A 21,870-nucleotide genomic window follows, 5' to 3' on the forward strand; every position below is an offset into this window, starting at 1 on the left:
GAGAGCGGCCCTCCGGGAGGTTCGAATGGTCGAGGCGATCTCCGCCCATAATCGGGCAGCACTTGCGCCTCGACCGATAGCTCAGCCGGTGACCGCGCTGATCGTTTCAGCTGCCTGATCCAGCGCTTCCTTCGGCGTCATCTGGCCAGTCAGCGCGGCCTGGATCGCGTCCTGGATCGCCTTGGAAATCTTCGGCCATTCCGGATGCGGGCCACGGGCCTTGGCGTATTTCAGCTGCTCCTGGAAGACCTTCAGCCCGGCATCCTTCTTCTCATTGCCGGTGGCCGGCAGGGTGATGTCGGAACGGGCCGGAAGCTGGCCGTATTTCTCGAACATCACATTGTCCTGCGAGGCAAAAAATTCCAGCGCCTTGAACGCGGCCTCAGGATGCTTGCTGTTGGAGAAGATCGCATAGTTGAAGTCGCCCATGGCCGACGAACGCTCCGCGCCTTCCTGCGGCACCGGCAGAAGTGCCACGCGCCAGTCGAACTTGGCCTCTTCCGACATGCGGTTGAGTTCCCAGGGACCGGAAATTGCCATGGCGGCATTGCCGGAATTGAAGGTGCCGGTCGAATCCCACTGGCCGCGCGTCAGGCTGTCGGGCGAAGCGAGCTTCTCGTCCATGATGGTCTTCCAGGCTTCCAGCGCCTTGACCGCGCCATCGGCATTGATCTTCTCATAGCCGCCGCCGCCCATCTGGGCCCAGGGCAGGAACTGGAAGGTGCCCTCTTCGCTGGCCTTGGCCGAGAAAGCGAGACCATAGACGTTCTTCGAGGGATCGGTCAGCTTGCGCGCCGCGTCGATGAGCTCCGCCCAGGTCTGCGGCGGCTTGTCCGGATCAAGCCCCTTCGCCTTGAACATGTCGGCATTGTAGTAGAGCGCGATCGTGTTGGTCGCCTTCGGCACGCCGAAGAGCTTGCCGTCCCAGGTGACGGAGTTCAGCGGACCCGGGAAATAGTTCGCAGTCTTGATCACTTCCGACTTTGCGACCATGTCGGTGATGTCGAGGAAGGCGCCGCGCGAGGCAAAGAGCGCATGCTCGGGATTGTCGACGGCGATGATGTCAGGCGCCTGACCGGTCGAATAGGCGCGCATGGCTTCGCTGACGACGTCATCGAACTGCACCAGCCGGTATTCGACCTTGATGCCCGGCTCCTTCTCGTCGAATTCGCGGGCCAGATTCCAGGCCGGCTGTTCCGGCTTGTCGAGGCTCCAGATGGTGATGGTGACTTCTTCCTGGGCATGCGCCTGCAGGGCGAAGCCGGACACGGAGGCCAGTGCAAACGCGCCGACCATCAGGCAATTCTTGATAGACATGCTCTCCTCCTTTGGGTTGACCATTGATCTTGCCGACTTCCTCCAAGCCGGCAGGCAGTCTTCATTGCGGGTCGGTGACGAAGTCTCCACCCCGGCAATTCTTCAGATAGTTCAGGCCATGCACCTGTCCCGTCATCTCCAGCTGATTGCGATAGACGGGATCATGCCAGCCCTCGATGTCGATCGATCCGGACCAGCCAGCGAGCCGAAGCTCGGAAATGACATCCGTCCAGTTGGTGTCGCCGAAACCCGGCGTGCGCATGAAGACGAAAGGATGCTTGCCGAAAATCCCGTGCTCGCGGATCACATCCCAGCGGATCGTGGCGTCCTTGCCGTGCACATGGAAAATCTTCGATGCCCATTTGCGGATCTGCGGGATCGGGTCGATGAGATAGACCATCTGGTGGCAGGGCTCCCATTCGAGCCCGATATGCTCGTCCGGCGTCTCGTTGAAGATCAGCTCCCAGGCATCGGGATTATGGGCGATGTTCCAGTCACCCGTCTGCCAATTGCCATCCATGGCGCAGTTTTCAAAGGCGATCTTTATGCCCTTGTCGGCCGCACGCTTGGCAAGCTCGCCCCAGATTTCCCGGTAGCGCGGCAGGCTCTCCGTCAGTGGGCGGTTACGGATGCGGCCGGTGAAGCCGGCCACGCAAGTGGCACCGAAATGATGCGCATTGTCGATGCAGTCTTTCCAGCCCTGCAGCGTCTGCAGGTCCATATCCGTCTCTTCCAGCGGATTGCCGAACATGCCGATGGTCGAGATCGTGATGTCGCGGTCGCCGATCGCCTCGACGCAGCGTTTGCCGAGATCGGCAATGTCCTGGCCGTTCGTCGTTTGCCAGAAGAAGGGCTCGAAGCTCTCGAAGCCCATGTCGGCGATCTGGCCTATCCGCTCGGCCGCCTTGCCGGCGCTGGCGCTCACCATGGTTCCGATGCGAATGGCTTTTGCGGGATTGCTCACGGGTTTCAATATCCTTGTGCTGAAAGATCGACGGGAAGCCCGGTGCGCGCGCTTTCGATTGCGCCGAACACCATGGCGAGGCTTCGAACATTGTCTGTGGCGACGGTCTCCGGCGAACGGTCGGACCTGACTGCGCGGATGAAATCGACGAGGACGCTTCTGTGGCCGTGCGTCTCTTCCTCGGCCGGCACCTCCGGCACGACAAGCGTGCGGTGCCCATGCAGGAGGCCGGGCTCATCACCGGCCACGGTCGCCTCGAATGCGTCCTCGCCATCCCAGGTCAGCATGCCCCTGGAGCCGACAAGCCGCCAACTGCTCTCCCAGCTGGTGCGGCGACCTTCCGCGCACCAGGAGCCGCGATAGGTAAAGACGGCATCGCCGGACAGGCGGAAAACCGCATTGGCTGCGGCGCCATGCGCATACCACGAGCCGGACGGATTGGTTTCGACGCAATAGACGGAAAGCGGCAGCTTGCCCGAAACGAAACGGGCGGCATCGAAGGTGTGGATCGCCATATCCAGCAGCAGCACATTGTCCATCGCTTCGCGGAAACCGCCGAAATGGGGCCCGATGAAGAAGTCGCAATGGATCGCGGTCAGCTCACCGATCAGCCCTTCCGCAACCGCCCGTCGCATGCGCCGGACACCAGAAATGAAGCGGCGGTTTTGCACGACGGCATGGACACGGCCGGTAGTGGCAGCAAGTGCCAGCAGCGCATTGGCTTCCTCCATCGAGTTCGCCAGCGGTTTTTCGGAAAGGACATGGCAGCCGAGCCGCAAGGCTGTCGACACGACCTCCGCCCGCGCCGAAGGAATGACGACGTCGAATAGCATGTCGGCCTGGGTGTCGATCAGCACATTGGCGAGGCTGGTCCCGATGACCACGTCCTCAAGGCCGAACTCGGCAGCCAGCGCCGATGCCGTATCGCGGTTGATGTCAACGAGGCCGACGATCGTCACTGCTGCCCCGATTTCAGGGTTCGACTGGATCGCCCGGAGCCAGCCTTTGGCCATAGCTCCGCACCCGCACAAAACGGCTCTTGATGTCACTGCTGTCCTCCCAAAGGATGAGCGGAACTCCTCTTCCGCACGCCCTGCAAACACCGTAAACGTTTACGGAACTATGAACGAGACTTTGCATGTGTCAATAGGATTTCGTAAACGATTACGGAAGATCGTCGGCTGGGGGCATTCATGAAGGGCATTCGACAACTCGCCGAGCATCTCGACATCTCGATCGGAACGGTATCGCGTGCGCTGAATGGCAAACCGGATGTGAACGAGGAGACGCGCAAGCGCGTCCTCGAGGCTGCAGAAAAGCTGGGTTATGTCGCGAACCAGGCCGGCCGTTCGCTGCGCAAGGGTGCTACCGGCATCATCGGTTTCATGATGCAGACCGGCCACGACATCACCGGCCAGGGCGACAGTTTCTTCATGCGGGTTTTCGACGGCGTGCAGACCGTGCTCTCGCGGCACAACCTCGACTTGGTCGCGCTTCTGTGCTCATCCGAGGAAGATCCCGAAGCCTATCTGAAACGGATTGTGGCCCGGGGCTTTGCCGATGGCATCATTCTTTCGGCGACACGCCACAAGGATGCCCGCTTCGAACTGCTGCACAAGGCGAAGATCCCCTTCATCACGCTCGGCCGAAGCCAGACCGATGTCGGCCAGCCCTGGTACGATCTCGACTTCGAGGGCATGGCTGAAGCCGCGCTCGGCCGGTTTGTGGAGAAAGGACATCGCCATATCGCGATCAGTCGTCCCTTCGGCGAGATCAATCTCGGCTACTTATTCGAAGCAAAGTGCATATCTCTGCTGTCGGATCGCGGCCTGCGATTAGACACGGATCATGTCTTTCGTTGCAGTCCGAACGAGGCCGGGGGCTACGATGTTGCGCGGCAGGTGATTGCCGCGAAAACACGCCCCTCGGCCATTGTTCTCCTGAATGAGGCAACCGTCGTCGGGTTCTATCGTGGTCTGCAGGAAGCGGGCCTCCAACCTGGCCGCGACATCGCCGTGATTGGCCAGCACAGTCCCCAGGCACAGTTTCTTCACCCCACCTTGACCTGTTTTCGACCGGATCTCCGCGCGCTCGGCGTGGCGCTTGCCGAAACGCTTCTTGCCACAATGTCTGATTTTGCCGAGGCCTATCCCGAGGCGGAACGCCGGCATTTGTGGCCGATGGAACTGATCGAGGGCGCGAGCGACTGAACCGCGGCGTGACGTAGAGCCTCGGAGGTCCACCGCATGCTGCCTTTCAAAAAGCTTCGGGCGCAGGGTGAGTTGTCGGCGCCAGGGTCGACCTCATGTCTCCGTTCGTCGCGAGCCAACGCTCAAACCTGAATACCCGATTGCGATTCTGCAATCTAGGTCATCACTGGCGCCGAAACCCCTCGCTCGCCAAAAGAAGCTCGCGGGTGTACTCGGTTGAAAAATCGCCGCTGCGCAATTGTGCGACGCTGAGCGTTTCGACGATCTTGCCGGATTTCATCACGGCCAGGTGCTCGCACATGTGGCTGATCACAGCGAGGTCATGGCTGACCATCACGAAGGTCAATCCGCGGTCCTTGCGGACTTGTTCAAGCAGGTTGAGAACTTCAGCCTGAATTGATGCGTCCAATGCAGATGTGGGCTCGTCGAGAAGAAGCACCTTCGGCTCCAGGATCAGCGCACGGGCAATCGCGATCCGCTGTCGCTGGCCGCCGGAGAGTTGGTGTGAGAAGCGGAAGCGGAAGCCAGCACCAAGGCCAACTTCGTCGAGCGCTCGGGCGATCCGGGTTTCAGCATCGGCAAATCCGTGGATTGTCAGCGGCTCACGCAAAAGCCGGTCCACCGTCTGGCGCGGATGCAGCGAACCATAGGGATCCTGGAAGACCATCTGGACCTGCCGATAGAAGTCCTTGTCGCGTTTGCGCCCTTCATAGAGCCTGCCGTTGACCGAGAGAATGCCGTCGCTAAAGGCGCTGAGCCCGGTTATCGCCCGCAAGAGGGTGGATTTTCCCGAACCGGATTCGCCGACAATACCGAAGGAGGCCCCGTCTTCCACATCGACGCTGACGCTGTCGAGTGCGCGGTAGCCATCAAAGCTGACGATCATGTCGCGAATAGCAAGCACAGGCCTCACAGCTTCCACTCCGGCTGGCGCGTAAGCACCGGCAAAGGATGCACGTCCGCGGTGATCTGGGGCAGGCATTCGAGAAGCCCTCTGGTGTAGGGATGTTCTGCAGCGTGAAGCCGCGACGCCTCGATTTCCTCGACAACCCGGCCTGCATACATGACCAGCACACGATCGCAGAAGGATGAAACGAGGCGCAGGTCGTGACTGATGAAGATGAGGCCCATGCCGCGATCACGAACCAGGGTGTCGAGAATCGCGAGGACTTCAAGCTGGACGGTTACGTCCAGTGCGGATGTTGGCTCATCGGCGATCAGCAGTTCCGGCCCGCAAATAAGCATCATCGCGATCATCACGCGCTGGCCCATGCCGCCGGATACTTCGTGCGGATAGAGACTGAACACCCGTTCGGGATTGTGGATCTGAACTGCCTCCAGCATTGCAAGGACCCGGCCGCGGGCCTCGCTCGATGAGACCTCTTCATGGGTTCGGAGCGTTTCCATGATCTGGCGTCCCACGGTCATGACCGGGTTTAGGGAGTATTTCGGATCCTGCAGGATCATGGCCATCTGCTTTCCGCGCAGTGACCGACGACGGGCGGTGCTGGCCCTCAGGAGATCGATGTCACCAAATTGCAGTTGATCGGCTGAAATCTCTCCTTGCGGCGGTGTCAGCCCCATGATGGCCCGCCCCGTCTGCGATTTTCCGGATCCGGATTCGCCGACGATGCCGAGCCGTTCGCGCCCGAGGGTAAAGGATACGCCGCGCACGGCCTCGATCAGACCGGTGCGGGTCGGGAAGCTGACGCGGAGATTGTCGACAGTCAGAAGCGCGCTCATTGCCCGGCCTCCTTCGGGTCGAGCGCGTCGCGCAGGCCATCCCCTAAGAGATTGAAGCCCAGCGAGACGAACAAGATAGCAAAACCCGGCATCGCCGCGACCCACCATTGATCGAGAATGAACCGACGCCCAGAGGCAATCATGGCTCCCCATTCCGGCAGTGGCGGCTGTGCGCCAAGGCCGAGAAAGCCGAGACCTGCGGCCGTCAGAATGATGCCCGCCATGTCGAGCGTCACGCGCACGATCACCGAGGAGAGACAGAGTGGCACGATATGCGACAGCACGACCCGCAAGGGAGAAGCGCCCATCAACTGGACAGAGGCAATGAAGTCCGAATTGCGGAAGGTTAGCGTTTCGGCGCGCGCAATGCGGGCATAGGGTGGCCAGGAGGTGATGGCGATGGCAAGGACGGCATTCTCAATGCCCGGGCCAAGGGCTGCAACAAGTGCCAGTGCCAGTACCAGCTTCGGAAACGCGAGGAAGATGTCGGTGATGCGCATCAACACCGCATCGATCCAGCCGCCAGCATAGCCGGCGATCGTGCCGACGATCAGCCCGACGGGTGCCGCAATCATCGCAACCAGCGCGACCACGAAAAGCGTCAGCCGAGAGCCATGGATGAGGCGCGAGAGGATGTCGCGCCCTTGGTCGTCAGTGCCGAGCAGATAGCCGGCACTGCCGGGCGGCAACAGGCGCGCGTTGCGAAGATCGCCCTGAACCGGCGAATGCGGCGCCAGAAGGTCGGCAAAAGCCGCAACAAAAAGGAGCCCGATCAAGAGGGCGAGACCCACCAGCGCCAATCGGTTTTCTGCGAAACGCTGCCAGATGTTGTAGGCCCTGCCAAATCGAGCCTGCATGCGGGATTGTGGTTTGTCGGAAGTGAGCCAGGCTTTCCAGCTCGGTTCGGAGGTGGGAGGGGATGTGGTCATCGGCTGCGCGTCCTCGGGTCCAAGGTGCGGTAGAGAACATCCGACAGAAGATTGATGCCGATGAAGACCGACCCGATCACGATCGTTCCGCCGAGAACGGCGTTAAGATCGGCATTCTGCAAGGAGTTTGTGATGTAGAGGCCCAGCCCGGGCCAGGAGAAGATGGTTTCGGTCAAGACTGAGCCTTCGAGAAGTCCCGCATAAGACAGCGCAATAACCGTCACCAGGGGAACGGCAGCGTTGCGCAAGGCGTGGAACCAGATGATGCGCGCTTCGCTCAACCCCTTGGCGCGGGCGGCCACAATATATTCCTGCGCCAGTTCGTTGAGCATGAAGGATCGCGTCATGCGACTGATATAGGCCATCGAGAAATAGCCAAGCAGGCCGCCGGGCAGGATGATGTGACGGAAAAGATCCCACAGCACATCCCACTGCCGCTGCATCGTCGCGTCCAGGAGGTGGAAGCCCGTGACTGGGGTGAAACTGTATTCGTAGACGATATCGATGCGGCCCGGATAGGCGACCCAGTTGAGCTTTGCATAGAAGAGAACTAGCGCCAGCAGTCCGAGCCAGAAGATTGGCACGGAATAGCCGACAAGGCCGATCACCCGGACAAGTTGGTCTGCAATCGAGCCGCGTTTGACGGCTGCAAGAACGCCGAGTGGAACGCCGAAAACGGCACCAATGATCGTGCCGACGGTCGCAAGTTCGATCGTGGCGGGAAAGACGCGGGCGATGTCCTTCATGACGGGATTGGTCGTCAGAACCGACACGCCGAAATCACCTGAGAGCGCTTGCCTGACATAGATGACGAACTGCTGCCAGAGCGGCAGGTTAAGACCAAGCTCTTCGCGGACACGCTCGACGACGTGAGCCGGCGCGCGGTCACCGACAATGGCAAGCGCCGGATCGATGGGCACCACGCGGCCGATGAAAAAGGTGACGGCGAGCAAGCCGAGATAGGTGGTCACCACTGTCAGCAGGAATTTGCTGATGGCAGTTGCGATCGCGAAGGCGCGCTCGGGCGCGCGCCTCCGGTGGACCTGACTGTCAACGGGGGACAAGGAGCATTATTCCTTGGTGACCGTGTAGACATAGTTGGTGTCGAAGCTCGGGCCGAGCTTGTAGTTCTGCACCTTGCTTGAATACCCGGCGATTTCCGTCTGCTGAAAGATAACAACGAAGGGCCCGGTCGCCAGAACCTGTTTCTGCAGGTCTTCGTAAATCGCCGCGCGCTTGTCGGCATCCTTCTCGAGGAGGGCCGCAGACGTCTTGGCAGACAACTCCTTCGGGTCCCAGGCATTGCGCCAGGCGAGTGTCTTGTTGGTGCCCTCGTCGGAATTGTCCGGATTGAAGGTAAAGGTCTCGGCATTCGAATTCGGATCGAAATAGTCCGAGCCCCACTGTCCGATATAGATGTCATGCTGGCGCGCGCGATACTTCGTCAGCGTCTGCTTGCCATCTCCCGGAATGATTTCGAGTTTGATGCCGGCTTGGGCAAGTGTCTGCTGAATGTTTTCGGCAATCCCGGTGACAGGTTGGGTGTTGCGCACATCCATTGTGACAGTAAAGCCGTCGGCAAGGCCGGCCTTTGCCAGCAGCTCCTTGGCCTTCTCGACATCGAGCGTATAGGGCGTGTCGTCGAGCGCTCCGAGCTGGCCGGACGGCAGGAAGGTCTGATGGATCGTACCGATGCCCTTGATGAGGGTTTCGCCCAGCGCATCGTAGTCGACGAGATACTTGAACGCCTCGATGACCTCGGGCTTGGCGAGGTTCGGGTTCTTCTGGTTCAGGCTGAAGTAGTAGAGCGTGCCCTTCGGTGCCGAAGTGGTGGCGATACCATCCTTGCTGGACACGGCATCAAAATCGCCCGGATCGAGGTTGCGTGCGACATCAATGTCACCGTTTTCAAGCGCCAGTCGCTGGCCGGCGCTTTCTTTCATATAGCGGTAGATCACACGGGCAAGCTTGGCTTTTTCGCCATAGTAATTGTCGTTGCGCTCAAGGACCACAACTTCGTTGGCGCGCCATTCGCGGATCTTAAAGGGGCCCGAACCCGCATAGCCGGTCTTGAGAAACTCGTTGCCGAAATCGGTGTCGTATTTGTATTCGTCGGTCGGCGTGACCGACTTTGCATTCTCCATCACAACTTTTTTGTCAACGACCGAGGCGACCGTTGCAGTCAGTACGTTGAGCACAAAGCTTGGCGCATAGGGCTTGTCGACGGTCATGACAAAGGTCGAGGCGTCCGCGGCCTTTGCGGTCTCGGTGACGTTGTCGGCATTCATGCCAAATTGGGTGAGAAGGAAGGCGGGCGATTTGTCGAGCTTGATCACACGCTCGAAGGAGAACGCGACATCTTCAGCCGTGATCGGATTGCCGGACGCAAATGTCAGGTTTGGTTTCAGCTTGAAGGTAAAGGTCAGGCCGTCTTCGGACACATCCCAGCTTTCAGCAATGTCGCTGACAATTTTTGACGTGTCGTTCGGATCAAGTGCCACCAGCTTGCTATAGGTGTTGGCAGTGACTTCGGCGGTTGAAATCTCGAAAGCCTCGCCCGGGTCCAGCGTGATGATGTCGTCGATCGCCCAGGCTTGGACGAGTGTATCGGCAGGCGTTGCTGCATAGGCTTGCGGCATCGCTGCGAGCATTAGCGCAAACATTCCACTTGTTGTGAGGAGGCGCAGGCGGTTGTCGAACATTGTCATATTACTGTTCCCTATTGTTTTTATGGGTAGGCAAAGACTGCAGTGTGTTCGTTCTAGGCCGATCCAGGAGCGGCACGCATGCGGCGCATGTGGGCACCTGGCGCTGCTGGTTCGTGGTGGACCCGTGCCCCAGCCTCAGGGCAGAGGAGGCGATTGCCGCTCTTCAAATTCAGGTCCATGAGCATGATCCCAATAGCGTGCTGCTTTAACGGGGCCTGTTCCCCAAGGCGGGGATGCGGAGAAGACTCTTGAATGTTCGCCTCAGCCTAGGGCGAGAAAGCCCCGTCGTTCAAGTGGGAAAAAATGTTCCCTGTGTTCGAATGGGGTCTGGCGCATGAGCAGCCGCATCGTTCGCACCGTTGGAGCTTCAGTTTATCTACCGCGTGGGGAGCAGATCGCTGATCTCCGATGGATGCGGGGAAAGACGGGGGCTCTTCAACCTGTTTGATCAGCGCCTGCGCTTAAGGTTGAAGTTTTCATCATTTGCTGAAAGTTTGTGCTGTCCATCCATCGGGAACATCACATTGCAGTTTTTACGTTCATTCGGGCCGGCGGTTGCTCGCACTGCTCCCATGGAGGCTCTGCGCGCTGGCCTTGGGGCTTTTCTGGGCCTTTGCCTGACAGGCTATCTTGTACTTTCTCCAGGCATTGACCTGGAAAGTGGCCTCTATCTTGTCGCCCCGCTGGGTGCGAGTGCGGTTCTATTGTTCGCTGTTCCCAACAGTCCGCTTGCCCAGCCGTGGTCTGCCGTCATCGGCAACACGCTCGCGGCCCTCATTGGCGTTGCAATCTCATTGACTGTTCACGAGCCCACGCTGAGGATCGCGCTCGCAGTCGGGCTGGCGATTGCCGGGACATTCATGGTGCGGGCGGTCCATCCTCCCGCAGGGGCCGTCGCAATGACCGCTGCCATGAGCCCGGATGCCATTGAGCATCTCGGCTTCTGGTTCGCGCTTGCTCCGATCGCAACAGGCACTGCCAGCCTTGTTCTGATTGCCACGGCGTATGCAAGGCTGACAGGGCGTCGCTATCCCTTTCGTCAGTTCGAGCAACAAAACCGCCATGGCACGTCGGACAGGGTTGCCGTTGAACGGCTGGGGCTTTCTGAGGCCGAACTGAGTGATATCCTCCAACGCTATCGGCAGTCATTCAATCTGGGTGTAGAGGATCTGGCGCGTCTTATCGGCGCTGCCGAACTCCAGGCTGCAGCCCATCATACCGGCGCCTCGACCGCGGGCGCCATCATGTCCACGAAGCTGATCACCGTGAAGGCAGAGACCGATCTGGGCGAGGTTGCCGATCTCTTCAGGCGCCATCGTTTCACATCGTTGCCCGTGGTCGATGACGAACAGCGGTTCCTCGGGATCATCTTTCAAATGCACCTGATCACGCGCGCAAGAGACGATGCGCTTCGCCTCGATCGAGGCCTCATGCCCGCTTTGCGCAGGCTGATCGACCCTGAAAGAGATAAGCCTGTAAGGGCAATCGATATCATGAGCGTCACTGTTCCTCGTGCCATTGCGACCACCCCGTTAGGGGCCTTGTTGCCATTGATGGGCGATACAGACGTCGATGCCGTACCCATATTGGAATACGGAAAGCTGATCGGTATCGTGACGAGGACCGACCTGATTGCAGCAATGGCGCGCGGTTTGGCTCGAGCAGAGGTCTAATTGCGCTTCTGACGCGTTGCACCAGGACGGGCCGCAATCGCGCTCGCTCATCGGCCGGTAGAAGGTCGGCAAATCCTGCTCCGCGCTCTTTTCGCGGCGCTGGGCGCACAATTTTCTGCTACCCATCGCTTGACCCCGCTCACTCATCATACAATAAGTGAAAATAGATAGTACAAGTTGACGGAGGAAATCATGCTGCACGTTGAAACCAGACAGGCGGTTCACCCTGACCACGCAAAAACGCTGGATACGGCAGGGCTGCGACAGCATTTTCTCGCCCAATCCATGTTCCGTTCGGGTGAAATCCGGCTGATCTACACCCACTATGACCGCTTCGTCATGGGCGGCGTGGTGCCTGAGGGCCAGTCGCTGACCCTCGACCGTGTCGAGGAGACGAAGACGCCGTCCTTCCTCGACCGGCGCGAGATGGGGATCGTCAACATCGGCGAGGTCGGCACGGTGACATCTGCGGGGGAGACCTACACCCTCAATCGGGGTGATGTGCTCTATCTCGGCGCAGGAAGCGGACCGGTCGTCTTCTCGGGCAATGGACGTTTCTACATCACCTCCTGCCCAGCCCATCGCAGCCTGCCGGCGAAGCTCGTGACCCTTGCTGACAGCAAGGAGGTGAAACTCGGCGCTGTCGAAACCTCCAACAAGCGCACCATCAACCAGTTCATCCATCCACTTGTCATGGAAAGCTGCCAGCTGGTGCTCGGCTACACGACCTTGAAAGACGGTTCTGTCTGGAACACGATGCCGGCGCATGTTCATGATCGCCGCATGGAAGCCTACCTCTATTTCGGTATGGACGAGACTTCGCGTGTTCTGCATCTGATGGGTGAGCCGCAGGAAACGCGCCACCTGTTCATCGCCAACGAAGAAGGCGCGATTTCGCCACCATGGTCGGTCCATTCAGGTGCCGGTATCGGCTCCTACACCTTCATCTGGGCGATGGCCGGCGACAACGTCGACTATACCGACATGGAATTCGTCCAGCCTGGAGAGTTGCGATGAGTGGTGCTTTCTCGCTTCAGGGTCGCAAGGCCCTGGTCACCGGCTCCAACACCGGCCTTGGCCAGGCGATCGCGCTTGGCCTTGCGCAGGCCGGTGCGGACGTCGTTTGTGCAGCTCGCCGGGCGCCGGACGAAACCCTGTCCCTCATTCAGGCGGCTGGCGGAAACGCCTCAGCCATGCTCCTGGATTTCAGCGATCCCATGGCGGCGGCCTCTGTCTTCGAAGATGGCGCTTTCGACATCCTGGTCAACAATGCCGGGATCATTCGCCGCGCCGATTCCGTCGACTTTTCGGAAGCGGATTGGGATGACGTGATGGATGTCAACCTGAAGGCGCTGTTCTTTACCAGCCAAGCCTTTGCGCGCGCGAGACTTGCGGCTGGAAAGCCCGGCAAGATCATCAATATTGCGTCGCTTCTGTCGTTCCAGGGGGGTATTCGCGTTCCCTCATACACGGCCTCGAAGCATGGGGTGGCCGGTCTGACCAAGCTGCTGGCCAACGAATGGGCCGCGCGCGGGATCAACGTCAACGCGATCGCGCCCGGATACATCGAGACGAACAACACTGAAGCGCTCAGGGCTGACCAGGACCGCAACCGTGCCATCCTTGAGCGCATTCCGGCAGGGCGCTGGGGACGTGCAGAAGATATTGCCGGCGCCGCCGTGTTTCTTGCATCGTCGGCGGCTGACTACGTCCACGGCGCGATCCTGAATGTCGACGGGGGCTGGATGGCGCGCTGAGATCAGCGCCATCGTCTCATTCCGGTCTCGCCGAGCGCGGGGAGGGGCGAGACCCTCAATTGCTGCCGCGCGCGGGCACGGCCGCAAGTTCAATCGCCTGCGCTTCCTCGTCCAGCATCATCAGGCCGCCATGTCGGCTTTGGCGGACCTTGGCAATGTGTTCGCGCGGGCTGATGCCGATCGTGCGTTTGAACATGCGGGAGAAGTAGTAGGGATCCGCATAGCCGATTTCCGCCGCAGCGGCGGAAACGGTCAGGCCCGCCTCAAGAAAATGCATGGCCCTTTCCATCCGCTTGAATTCCTGGAACTTGCGCGGCGTCTTGCCGATCCGCTTTTGAAACTCGCGGAGAAAATAATCCGGATTGTAGGGCGCAAGCTCGATTGCGCGCGCCGCGATGTCGCCATCGAGCGGTGCGGCCGAAATCATCGATGCCGCTTTCATCACCGCAATGTTGATGGCATCAGCGCCTTCCGGCTGAAAGGCGGACTGGTCTCGCCACCCGACAAACGCATCTTCCACATAGGCGATCAGCAGCACCATGAAGAGGTGATGCTGGGCCAGCGTCACAGAGGAGGCGGGCGCCGTGCGCCGATAGTGGCGCGCCAGCGGTTCCAGTAGTGGCCATCGTGTCAGGCGAACCTTGGGCTTCAGATCCATCTGCGTCAGAAAGTTGTGCCGACCATAAATGTCGATCGTGAAGTGCTGGGCGAGGCCGAGGTAAAGTTCGGGGTTTTCATTCCAGCCGAGAAAGCGTTCGCCACGCCTGATCAGCATCGCGTCGCCGGGTTCCATCGTGCGAGGCTCGCCGTCGACATGATAATGGCCCCGCCCATTAAGGCAGATGACGAGGTCTTCGACACTGTTTGTCTTGTCGATCCTCCATGTCTGGGAATGTTCCATGCGGATGGCCGCGCGCGTCAGATTGAGCGACAAGGCAGCAGGAGGAATGGCGGATAAAACTTCACCTTCGATTTTGTCCATCTTTTTCCTCTCGATCGTCAATGTATTCTGACGATGAAATCGGTGAATGTCACGCCACAAAGCAAGGATATCAAGGGTTCTTCCGGGGAGGAGGCCCAGGCGACCGATTTGACGGCCAGTTTGGCAGGATTTCTTGCGCCTAGACGGGAGTGGAACTTGTACGAAATTGCATCTTTGATTCGCTGCGGATCCAGGTGTCTGAGGCCTTTGTCATGAGAGGTCAGCGCTTTATCGGCTATGCCTACCTGGCGCCGTACATCATAGGCCTCCTGGTTTTTACCACACTGCCCTTTCTCGCCTCGTTCTATCTCAGCTTTACCAGCTACGATCTGATGACGGAGCCACGCTGGACGGGTTTTGCGAACTACGAGCGGCTGTTCACACGCGACCGGACCTTCGTCAAATCGCTGAATGTGACGCTGATCTATGTCTTCCTGACCGTCCCTCTCAAGCTCGCTTTCGCGCTCTTCATTGCGGCGATCCTGAACTATCGCCTTCAATTCATCGGCTTCTTCCGCACGGCATTCTACGTCCCCTCCATCCTGGGCGGGTCGATCGCGATCGCGGTCCTTTGGCGCTATATCTTCTCGAGCGAGGGGCTGGCCAACATGGCCCTTGCCGCGATCGGCTTTGCGCCGGTTGACTGGTTCGGAGACCCGACCAATGCGCTGTTCACCATTACGCTTCTGCGCTGCTGGCAGTTCGGCTCGGCCATGGTGATCTTCCTTGCCGCCCTCCAGTCGATCGACAAGTCGCTCTACGAAGCCGCGGCGATTGATGGGGCGGGCAAGGTGAGGACGTTCTTCTTCATCACCCTGCCGCTTTTGACGCCGGTGATCTTCTTCAACCTGATCATGCAGATGGTCCAGGCCTTCCAGGAGTTCAACGGGCCCTACATCATCACCCAGGGCGGTCCCTTGAAGTCGACCTATCTCCTGCCTCTCTACATCTATGACGAGGCGTTCAAGAAGTTCAACATGGGCTATGCCTCTGCCATTGCCTGGGTGCTCTTCACCATCATCACCGTGCTGACCCTCGTCGCCTTCTGGTCCTCGAAGAAATGGGTCTATTACGCCGGCGACAAGAGGAGCTGAACGGTGACGGATCTGACGACGCTCAATGAACAACAGGCTGTTCGCCGCCAGCGCCTTGCGCTTCTCTCGACCGCGCTTCGCTACACGCTGCTGATGGTGGTCGGGCTTGTGATGCTCTATCCGCTGATCTGGCTGGTCGGCGCGAGCTTCAAGACGAATTCCGAGATTTTCGCCGGTGCTGGCTTCTGGCCGGAACAGCCCACGCTCGAGGGCTACATCAAGGGCTGGGAGACGTCGACGCCCTATACCTTCGGCCGATTTTTCTGGAACTCCTTCCTGATCATCCTGCCCAAGGTCATCGGCACCGCGATCTCATGCACGCTGGCGGCCTATGCATTTGCCCGCTTCGACTTCCCGTTGAAGAAGCTGTTTTTCGGCTCTGTGATCGCGATCCTGCTTTTGCCAAATGTCGTGACGCGGATCCCGCAATACATCCTGTTCCGCGATCTCGGCTGGCTCGACAGCTTCCTGCCGCTCTGGGTGCCTTCCGCCTTTGCTGGCGATGCCTTCTTCGTCTTCATGCTCGTGCAGTTCTTGCGATCGCTGCCGCCGGATATGGAAGAGGCAGCGCGAGTGGATGGTGCGAACTCGCTGCAGACGCTTCTTTATATCGTCGTGCCCATGCTGGCGCCGGCCCTGATTTCGGTCTGCCTCTTCCAGTTCATGTGGACAATGAACGACTTCCTTGGGCCGCTGATCTACCTCTCATCGGTCGACAAATACCCGGTCAGCCTCGCGCTCAAGCTCTCGATCGATACGACGGAAGCCTTCGAGTGGAACCGCATCCTTGCGATGTCAGTGCTGACCATAACCCCTGCGCTGATCGTCTTCTTCGCAGCGCAACGTTACTTCATTGAAGGGATCTCGTCCGGCGGGGTCAAGGGCTGAGCATGGCAAGAGTACAGTTGAAAAGTCTCGAAAAGGTCTATGGCAATGCGTTCAAGGCAGTGCACGGGATCAATCTCGATATCGAGGATGGGGAGTTCATGGTGCTGGTCGGACCGTCCGGCTGCGCCAAGTCAACGACGCTCAGAATGGTCGCTGGTCTCGAGGAGATTTCCGGCGGCGAGATCCTCATCGGTGACCGCCGGGTGAACGATCTGCCACCCGGCAAGCGCTCGATCGCCATGGTCTTTCAGAACTATGCGCTCTATCCGCATATGAAGGTGCGCAACAATCTCGCCTTCGGTCTGAAGATCGCCGGCAAGTCGAAGCCGGAGATCGCAGAGGCTATCGACCGCGTTGCCAAGATGCTGGAAATCGAACCCCTGCTAGATCGCTTGCCGAAGCAGCTGTCCGGCGGCCAGGCGCAGCGCGTGGCCCTTGGCCGCGCCCTGATCAAACAGCCGGGCGTCTTCCTCTTCGATGAACCGCTGTCGAATCTGGATGCCAAGCTACGTGCCTCGATGCGCGTGCGCATCACCGACCTGCACCGGCAACTCAAGGCCGGTGGCCTGTCGTCGACGGTCATTTATGTCACCCATGACCAGACGGAAGCGATGACCATGGGCGACCGGATCTGCGTCATGCAGGCTGGACATATCATGCAGGTCGCGACGCCGAAGGAGCTCTACAATCACCCGGCCAATCTCTTTGTCGCGGGCTTCATTGGCAGCCCCGAGATGAACCTCGTGGATGCCTCAATCGAGGGTGACCGTTTTGCCATCGGCGGTCAGAGCCTGCCACTGGGCGCCAACCTTTCCGCCCGCCTTTCGTCTCGCCCGAAGGATGCTGTCGTCGGCATCCGGCCGCAGCATCTGGTACTCGCGCCTGAGGGCGAAGCATTCGAGACGCGGCTCACCAATGCCGAGTTCATGGGCCATGAAGTCTACCTGCATGCCGAGCTGGAGGGCCGCAAGCTGGTCGCCGTCGTCGGCGCAGCTGATTTCGAAGCGCTTGGCGGCTCCGGCACGGTTCGGCTCCGGCCGGATTTTGATCACATCCACATTTTCGACAAAACCGACGGCCGCAACGTCTCGCTGTGAGGAGGCAGCGCGCGGCTTTAACCCCAGGAGGAAAGACATGAAACAGAAAAAAATACTGACAGCACTCGCAGGAGTCGCCTATGGCGCCCTGACGCTCGCAGCCCCAGCACAGTCCGCAGAGCTGCGTATGTCATGGTGGGGCGGAGAAAGCCGCCATGTGGCAACGCAGAAGGCCATCGAGGCCTGCGGTGCAAAGCACGGCCACACTGTGAAGGGCGAGTTCACGGGTTTCGACGGCTACTTGGAGAAGCTGACCACGCAGATGGCGGGCAAGACCGAGGCGGACATCATGCAGGTCAACTGGCCTTGGCTGCCGCTGTTCTCGCGCAATGGCGAGGGGTTTGCGGATCTGCGCAAACTGTCGGCGATCGACCTCTCCAACTGGGCCGAGAGCGATCTTGAAGCCGGCTCGATGAACGGCGTGCTGCAGGGTATCTCCGTTTCCACCACGGGTCGCGTGTTCTTCTTCAACAAAACGACCTTCGACAAGGCCGGCGTTGCCATTCCGACCACCTGGGACGAGCTGTTCGCCGCGACCAAGACCATCAAGGAAAAGCTCGGCGAAGATCACTATACGTTCAATGCCGTCAAGGAGACCGCACAGCTCGTCGTGACGCTGGCCGTGGTGCAGAAGACCGGCAAGGATCTCGTCGATCCTGCGACCAATCGTGTTGCCTGGACACCGGAAGAACTCGCCGCCGGCATCTCGTTCCTTGGCCAGCTCGTTGAGGCCAAGGTCATCCGCTCTCAGAAGGAAGAGGCAGCGGATGGCAACGTCAATCTTTTCGAGAAGCCGGCATGGTCGGAAGGCAAGATTGCCGGTTCCTACGAGTGGGACTCGACCTACTCGAAATACGCCGATCCCTTGAAGGAGGGGCAGGTCCTCGTTCCATCCGCTATGCTGAAATCTTCCGACGCTGTCACGGATGGCGTCTATCGCAAGCCCTCGATGGTCTTCTCGATCTCACGCAACTCGCCCAACCAGGAAGCGGCTGCGCAGATCCTGAATTGCCTCTTGAACGAGCCGGAAGGCATCGATGCGCTCGGCACGTCACGTGGTCTGCCGGCATCAAAGGCCGCCGCAGCACGTCTGGGCGAAAGCGGCGAGCCGGAAGTGCGCGCGGCGAATGCCATTGTCATGGCTGCGTCCGGACCGGTCGTCTCGCCCTTCAACGAACATCCCGAAATCCGTTCGGCCTTCATCGATACGCTTGAGGAATATGCCTATGGCCAGATCAGCGCGGAGGATGGTGCCGAGCAGATCATCGATACGGTGAACGACGTCCTGGCCAAGTTCGACTGAGTGCGATGTGGCCCGCCATGCGTATCTTGCGGCGGGCCACAATCTTCCAAGCGGGCGAAAGCCCGAGGATCGAGATCATGACCCGACCCTACCTCATCGCGCATTCCGCGCGAACAGCCGCCGTTTGCCTGCCTTTGCCCGGCGCGCGCTATCGATTGCCACAGCCACTGGCCTATCGCTTGACCGCGGAGCAGGCAATGTCGTCCAAAGCCGCCGGCCATGCCGATGGAGCCGAGGAGCTTCTGCAGCAGGAGGAGGGCAAGGTCGAGACCGCGGTACTGCTGCTGCACGGCTTGAACCCCTCGACGCGCTACCGGCTGGAGGTGGACGGATGCGAGGCAGTCTTTTTCGAGACTGCGGCCTGCCGTGGCCTCGTCGATGCCAGCGCGTTCGGATTGACGGCTGATGTGGCGCTCGACGATCCTGCCGGAGCTGTGGCAAACGCGGTGTGTCTGGCGCGGGCTATCAAGGCCGTTCCTGAGGGAGGCACGTTGCGATTGCCGGCAGGCATCTGGACCGCATCACCGGTCGCCTTGAAAAGTGACATAACGTTCCATCTGGCCGAGGGGGCCGTCCTCAGAGCGCCTTCAAGCCGCGAGGGCTGGCCGATCATGCCGGCACGCGATGCGGATGGCCGTCTGCTCGGCAGTTGGGAAGGCCTGCCAGCTGCCTGTTATGCAGCGGGTATTCACGCAGTCGGCGCACGAAACCTGACGATTGAGGGGCAGGGCATAATTGATGGTTCCGGTTCTGCCGGCGACTGGTGGTCCTGGCCGAAGGAGACGCGCGATGGCGCGCGCCGGCCGCGTGGTCTCCATCTGGTCCGTTGTGACAATATCTGTCTCTTCGGCTTCACGATCCGAAACGCGCCCTCCTGGACCATCCATCCTCATGGATGCGAGGGACTGACGGCTGTGGGCCTGCATATCCTTGCACCCCACGATAGCCCCAATACGGATGGCTTCAATCCGGAGTCCTGCCGCAACGTCTTGATAGCAGGCACCCATTTCTCGGTCGGCGATGATTGCATCGCGATCAAGGCGGGCAAGCGCGGCGCAGAGGGAGAGGCCGAGCATCTCGCAGAAACACGTGGAATTGCCGTGCGGCATTGCCTGATGGAACGCGGACATGGCGGCGTGGTCATCGGCTCGGAAATGTCGGGCGGTGTCCATGATGTAATGGTCGAGGATTGCGACATGATCGGCACCGACCGGGGTCTGAGGGTGAAGACCCGCAGGGGACGGGGAGGGGCGATCGGGGCCATCTTCATGCGGCGTGTCCTGCTCGATGGCGTCGAGACCGCGATTTCCGTCAACGCCCATTATCACTGCGATGCCGATGGCCATGCCGACTGGGTGCAGAGCCGCGTGCCCCGGACCTTCGATGCGGGCACGCCCATCATCAGCGATATCACCGTTGATGACGTCGAGATCCGCGATCTAGCCCATGCGGCAGGCGTCTTTCTCGGACTGCCTGAAGCGCCTCTGCGCAACATCGCCATCTCGCGTCTGCGGATTGTCTCCCATGCCGAGGAAGCCGAGGCGACGCCGCCGATCATGGCCGACCACGTAAGACCGATGCGTCACGAAAGGATCCTCGCTGAACACGCCGAGGTCACCTGCGATGACCCGACACTTATGTCGTCTGCACCCATTTCCCTTTTTCCTATCCGTGAGGCGGTCTGATGGCTCTTCCTGCATACTTCGAGGATTTTCTCGATGCGTACAAACCCTACAAGGGGTCCAGCTGGTGTTATGAGGACGGATGCATCTATCGTGGTCTCGAACTCCTAGGCGACGCGACAAAGGATCCGCGCTGGTTTGCCCATCTGCATCGGCTGGCGGATCGGCAGATAGGTCCGGACGGCACTCTGCTTGGCTATGATCCGATGGAATACAATATCGATCATATCCTCTCCGGGCGCGTGCTGTTTGCGCTTCACCGGGAAAGCGGCGACGAGCGTTACCTTCTGGCGGCGGACCGCCTGTTTGCCCAGCTGCAAACCCATCCGCGCATTTCTGCCGGCAACTACTGGCACAAGCAACGTTACCCGCACCAGGTGTGGCTGGATGGTCTCTACATGGGGCTGCCGTTTCAGATCGAGTATGGACAGGTTCGCGGGAAACCAGGGCTGATCGCGGATGCCTTGCAACAATTCGCAACGGCCCTGGCTCTGACCACAGCGCCGGACGGGCTCTATGTTCACGGCTATGATGATGCCCGGGCACAGGCCTGGGCCGACCCGATCACCGGGAAGTCGGCTGCGGTCTGGGCGCGCGCGCTCGGATGGCTTGCCATGGCACTCACCGACGCGCTGGCACTCCTTCCGAAGGATGAAGGCACGTCGGTCCTAAGCTCAGGGCTTGCTGCACTTCTGGAGGCCGTCATGCTTCGCCAGACGCCGGACGGCTTGTGGATGCAGGTTTTCGATGCAGACAATCTGGCTGGCAATTACGAGGAAAGCTCGGCCTCGGCGATGTTTGCCTATGCATTGCTGCGGGCAGCGAGGCTGGATCTGGCCAGCGGCTCGGAGCCGCAGCGGTTCGCTGCTGCCGGTAAACGCGCCTTGCAGGCCCTTATCGACAAAAGGATCAGGCTCGGAGAGGATCAAAAGCTCCATTTCGGCGGTATCGTCCACGTTGCTGGTCTCGGCGGATATGAAGATCGGTATCGTGATGGATCTCCTGCCTATTATCTGACCGAGCCTGTGGTGGAGGATGACGCCAAGGGCACGGGGCCCTTGATGATGGCCTATGCGGAGAGCATTCTTGCTGGCATTTTTCTGACATGACGATCGCGTGAAGCGACGAGTGACATTGAACGATTTGGCTCATGCCGAGTTGTTGCGGCAGTGTAATTTTGACCGGAGCTATCATGGACGTTGTTCGCATCCTTCTCGCCATCCTTCTCCCGCCCGTTGGAGTTTTCCTCCAGGTTGGCATTGGCTTGCACTTCTGGCTGAACATTCTCCTGACCTTGTTTGGCTATCTACCCGGCATTATCCATGCAATCTGGGTCATTCTGCGGAAGTGATCTGAGCCTTCCGTCCGTCCACACGATTGGACCGAATTTTCCCATTCTACCTGCGGCCGATCGGATTCTTCCGATCGGCCGTTTCTGTTCCAGGTTATGCATTCAAGAGCCTAGTGTGTCTATTGACAACGAAACTACGAAGATTAGTATATAAGGAGATTTGCGTCATCGG

20 protein-coding genes are annotated in these 21,870 nt (G+C 59.7%); 11 read left to right on the top strand and 9 right to left on the bottom strand.

All coding sequences use genetic code 11. The features are described 5' to 3' along the window. Positions 1–81 precede the first annotated feature (81 nt). From FAA97_RS17505 to FAA97_RS17515, 3 genes are all read right to left on the bottom strand, one after another. Entirely contained in the window at positions 82–1,317 is a 1,236-nt protein-coding gene (locus FAA97_RS17505) for an ABC transporter substrate-binding protein (RefSeq protein ID WP_136599850.1), read from the bottom strand. 61 nt (positions 1,318–1,378) lie between these two features. Beyond that, positions 1,379–2,281: a sugar phosphate isomerase/epimerase family protein gene (locus FAA97_RS17510; protein ID WP_136599851.1), complete on the bottom strand. Its 903-nt coding sequence runs from the start codon at positions 2,279–2,281 to the stop codon at positions 1,379–1,381. A 5-nt stretch (positions 2,282–2,286) separates the two neighbouring features. Then, a complete protein-coding gene (locus FAA97_RS17515) occupies positions 2,287–3,330 on the bottom strand; it encodes a Gfo/Idh/MocA family protein (RefSeq protein ID WP_136599852.1) in 1,044 nt (347 codons plus the stop codon). Positions 3,331–3,474: 144 nt separating this feature from the next. Here FAA97_RS17515 and FAA97_RS17520 point away from each other — a divergent pair, with 144 nt between their 5' ends. After that, positions 3,475–4,491, top strand: a complete 1,017-nt coding sequence (locus tag FAA97_RS17520) for a LacI family DNA-binding transcriptional regulator (RefSeq protein ID WP_136599853.1) — start codon at positions 3,475–3,477, stop codon at positions 4,489–4,491. 163 nt (positions 4,492–4,654) lie between these two features. Here FAA97_RS17520 and FAA97_RS17525 read toward each other — a convergent pair whose 3' ends face one another. The 5 genes from FAA97_RS17525 to FAA97_RS17545 form a co-directional block, all read right to left on the bottom strand. After that, the gene (locus FAA97_RS17525) at positions 4,655–5,404 is read right to left on the bottom strand and encodes an ABC transporter ATP-binding protein (RefSeq protein ID WP_136599854.1); all 750 of its coding nucleotides are present in this window, start codon (positions 5,402–5,404) and stop codon (positions 4,655–4,657) included. After that, a complete protein-coding gene (locus tag FAA97_RS17530; protein WP_136599855.1) occupies positions 5,401–6,234 on the bottom strand; it encodes an ABC transporter ATP-binding protein in 834 nt (277 codons plus the stop codon). The genes FAA97_RS17525 and FAA97_RS17530 overlap by 4 nt, the downstream gene beginning before the upstream one ends. Next, positions 6,231–7,163 (bottom strand): ABC transporter permease, encoded by a 933-nt coding sequence (locus FAA97_RS17535; protein WP_136599856.1) that lies wholly within the window; start codon positions 7,161–7,163, stop codon positions 6,231–6,233. Before FAA97_RS17535 ends, FAA97_RS17530 begins: the two co-directional genes overlap by 4 nt. Beyond that, a complete protein-coding gene (locus FAA97_RS17540; RefSeq protein WP_246041571.1) occupies positions 7,160–8,170 on the bottom strand; it encodes an ABC transporter permease in 1,011 nt (336 codons plus the stop codon). The genes FAA97_RS17535 and FAA97_RS17540 overlap by 4 nt, the downstream gene beginning before the upstream one ends. Before the next feature lie 63 nt (positions 8,171–8,233). Next, positions 8,234–9,871, bottom strand: coding sequence for an ABC transporter substrate-binding protein (locus FAA97_RS17545; protein WP_136599858.1), 1,638 nt, complete (start codon positions 9,869–9,871; stop codon positions 8,234–8,236). Positions 9,872–10,230: 359 nt separating this feature from the next. Here FAA97_RS17545 and FAA97_RS17550 point away from each other — a divergent pair, with 359 nt between their 5' ends. From FAA97_RS17550 to kduD, 3 genes are all read left to right on the top strand, one after another. Beyond that, positions 10,231–11,544 (top strand): HPP family protein, encoded by a 1,314-nt coding sequence (locus tag FAA97_RS17550; protein ID WP_246041540.1) that lies wholly within the window; start codon positions 10,231–10,233, stop codon positions 11,542–11,544. A 192-nt stretch (positions 11,545–11,736) separates the two neighbouring features. Next, a complete protein-coding gene (gene kduI, locus FAA97_RS17555) occupies positions 11,737–12,561 on the top strand; it encodes a 5-dehydro-4-deoxy-D-glucuronate isomerase (RefSeq protein ID WP_136599859.1) in 825 nt (274 codons plus the stop codon). Continuing rightward, positions 12,558–13,301, top strand: a complete 744-nt coding sequence (kduD, locus tag FAA97_RS17560) for a 2-dehydro-3-deoxy-D-gluconate 5-dehydrogenase KduD (protein ID WP_136599860.1) — start codon at positions 12,558–12,560, stop codon at positions 13,299–13,301. The genes kduI and kduD overlap by 4 nt, the downstream gene beginning before the upstream one ends. A gap of 55 nt (positions 13,302–13,356) precedes the next feature. Here the strand turns inward: kduD and FAA97_RS17565 are convergent, their stop codons facing one another. Next, positions 13,357–14,283 (bottom strand): AraC family transcriptional regulator, encoded by a 927-nt coding sequence (locus FAA97_RS17565; RefSeq protein WP_136599861.1) that lies wholly within the window; start codon positions 14,281–14,283, stop codon positions 13,357–13,359. Positions 14,284–14,495: 212 nt separating this feature from the next. Between FAA97_RS17565 and FAA97_RS17570 the strand changes: the two genes are divergently transcribed. From FAA97_RS17570 to FAA97_RS17600, 7 genes are all read left to right on the top strand, one after another. Continuing rightward, positions 14,496–15,377, top strand: coding sequence for a carbohydrate ABC transporter permease (locus FAA97_RS17570; protein WP_136599862.1), 882 nt, complete (start codon positions 14,496–14,498; stop codon positions 15,375–15,377). A gap of 3 nt (positions 15,378–15,380) precedes the next feature. Next, a complete protein-coding gene (locus tag FAA97_RS17575) occupies positions 15,381–16,265 on the top strand; it encodes a carbohydrate ABC transporter permease (protein ID WP_136599863.1) in 885 nt (294 codons plus the stop codon). A 2-nt stretch (positions 16,266–16,267) separates the two neighbouring features. After that, entirely contained in the window at positions 16,268–17,362 is a 1,095-nt protein-coding gene (locus FAA97_RS17580) for an ABC transporter ATP-binding protein (RefSeq protein ID WP_136599864.1), read from the top strand. Positions 17,363–17,399: 37 nt separating this feature from the next. After that, a complete protein-coding gene (locus FAA97_RS17585; RefSeq protein ID WP_136599865.1) occupies positions 17,400–18,665 on the top strand; it encodes an ABC transporter substrate-binding protein in 1,266 nt (421 codons plus the stop codon). Positions 18,666–18,742: 77 nt separating this feature from the next. Beyond that, positions 18,743–20,350 (top strand): polygalacturonase PglA, encoded by a 1,608-nt coding sequence (pglA, locus tag FAA97_RS17590; protein ID WP_136599866.1) that lies wholly within the window; start codon positions 18,743–18,745, stop codon positions 20,348–20,350. Beyond that, positions 20,350–21,456 carry a glycoside hydrolase family 88/105 protein gene (locus FAA97_RS17595; RefSeq protein WP_136599867.1) on the top strand — a complete coding sequence of 369 codons (1,107 nt, stop codon included), beginning with the start codon at positions 20,350–20,352 and terminating at the stop codon, positions 21,454–21,456. Before pglA ends, FAA97_RS17595 begins: the two co-directional genes overlap by 1 nt. 83 nt (positions 21,457–21,539) lie before the next feature. After that, on the top strand, positions 21,540–21,698 hold the full coding sequence (locus tag FAA97_RS17600) for a YqaE/Pmp3 family membrane protein (RefSeq protein ID WP_136599868.1): 159 nt from the start codon (positions 21,540–21,542) through the stop codon (positions 21,696–21,698). Positions 21,699–21,870: the final 172 nt, after the last annotated feature.

This window comes from Peteryoungia ipomoeae, from assembly GCF_004912165.1.
GTDB lineage: Bacteria > Pseudomonadota > Alphaproteobacteria > Rhizobiales > Rhizobiaceae > Allorhizobium > Allorhizobium ipomoeae.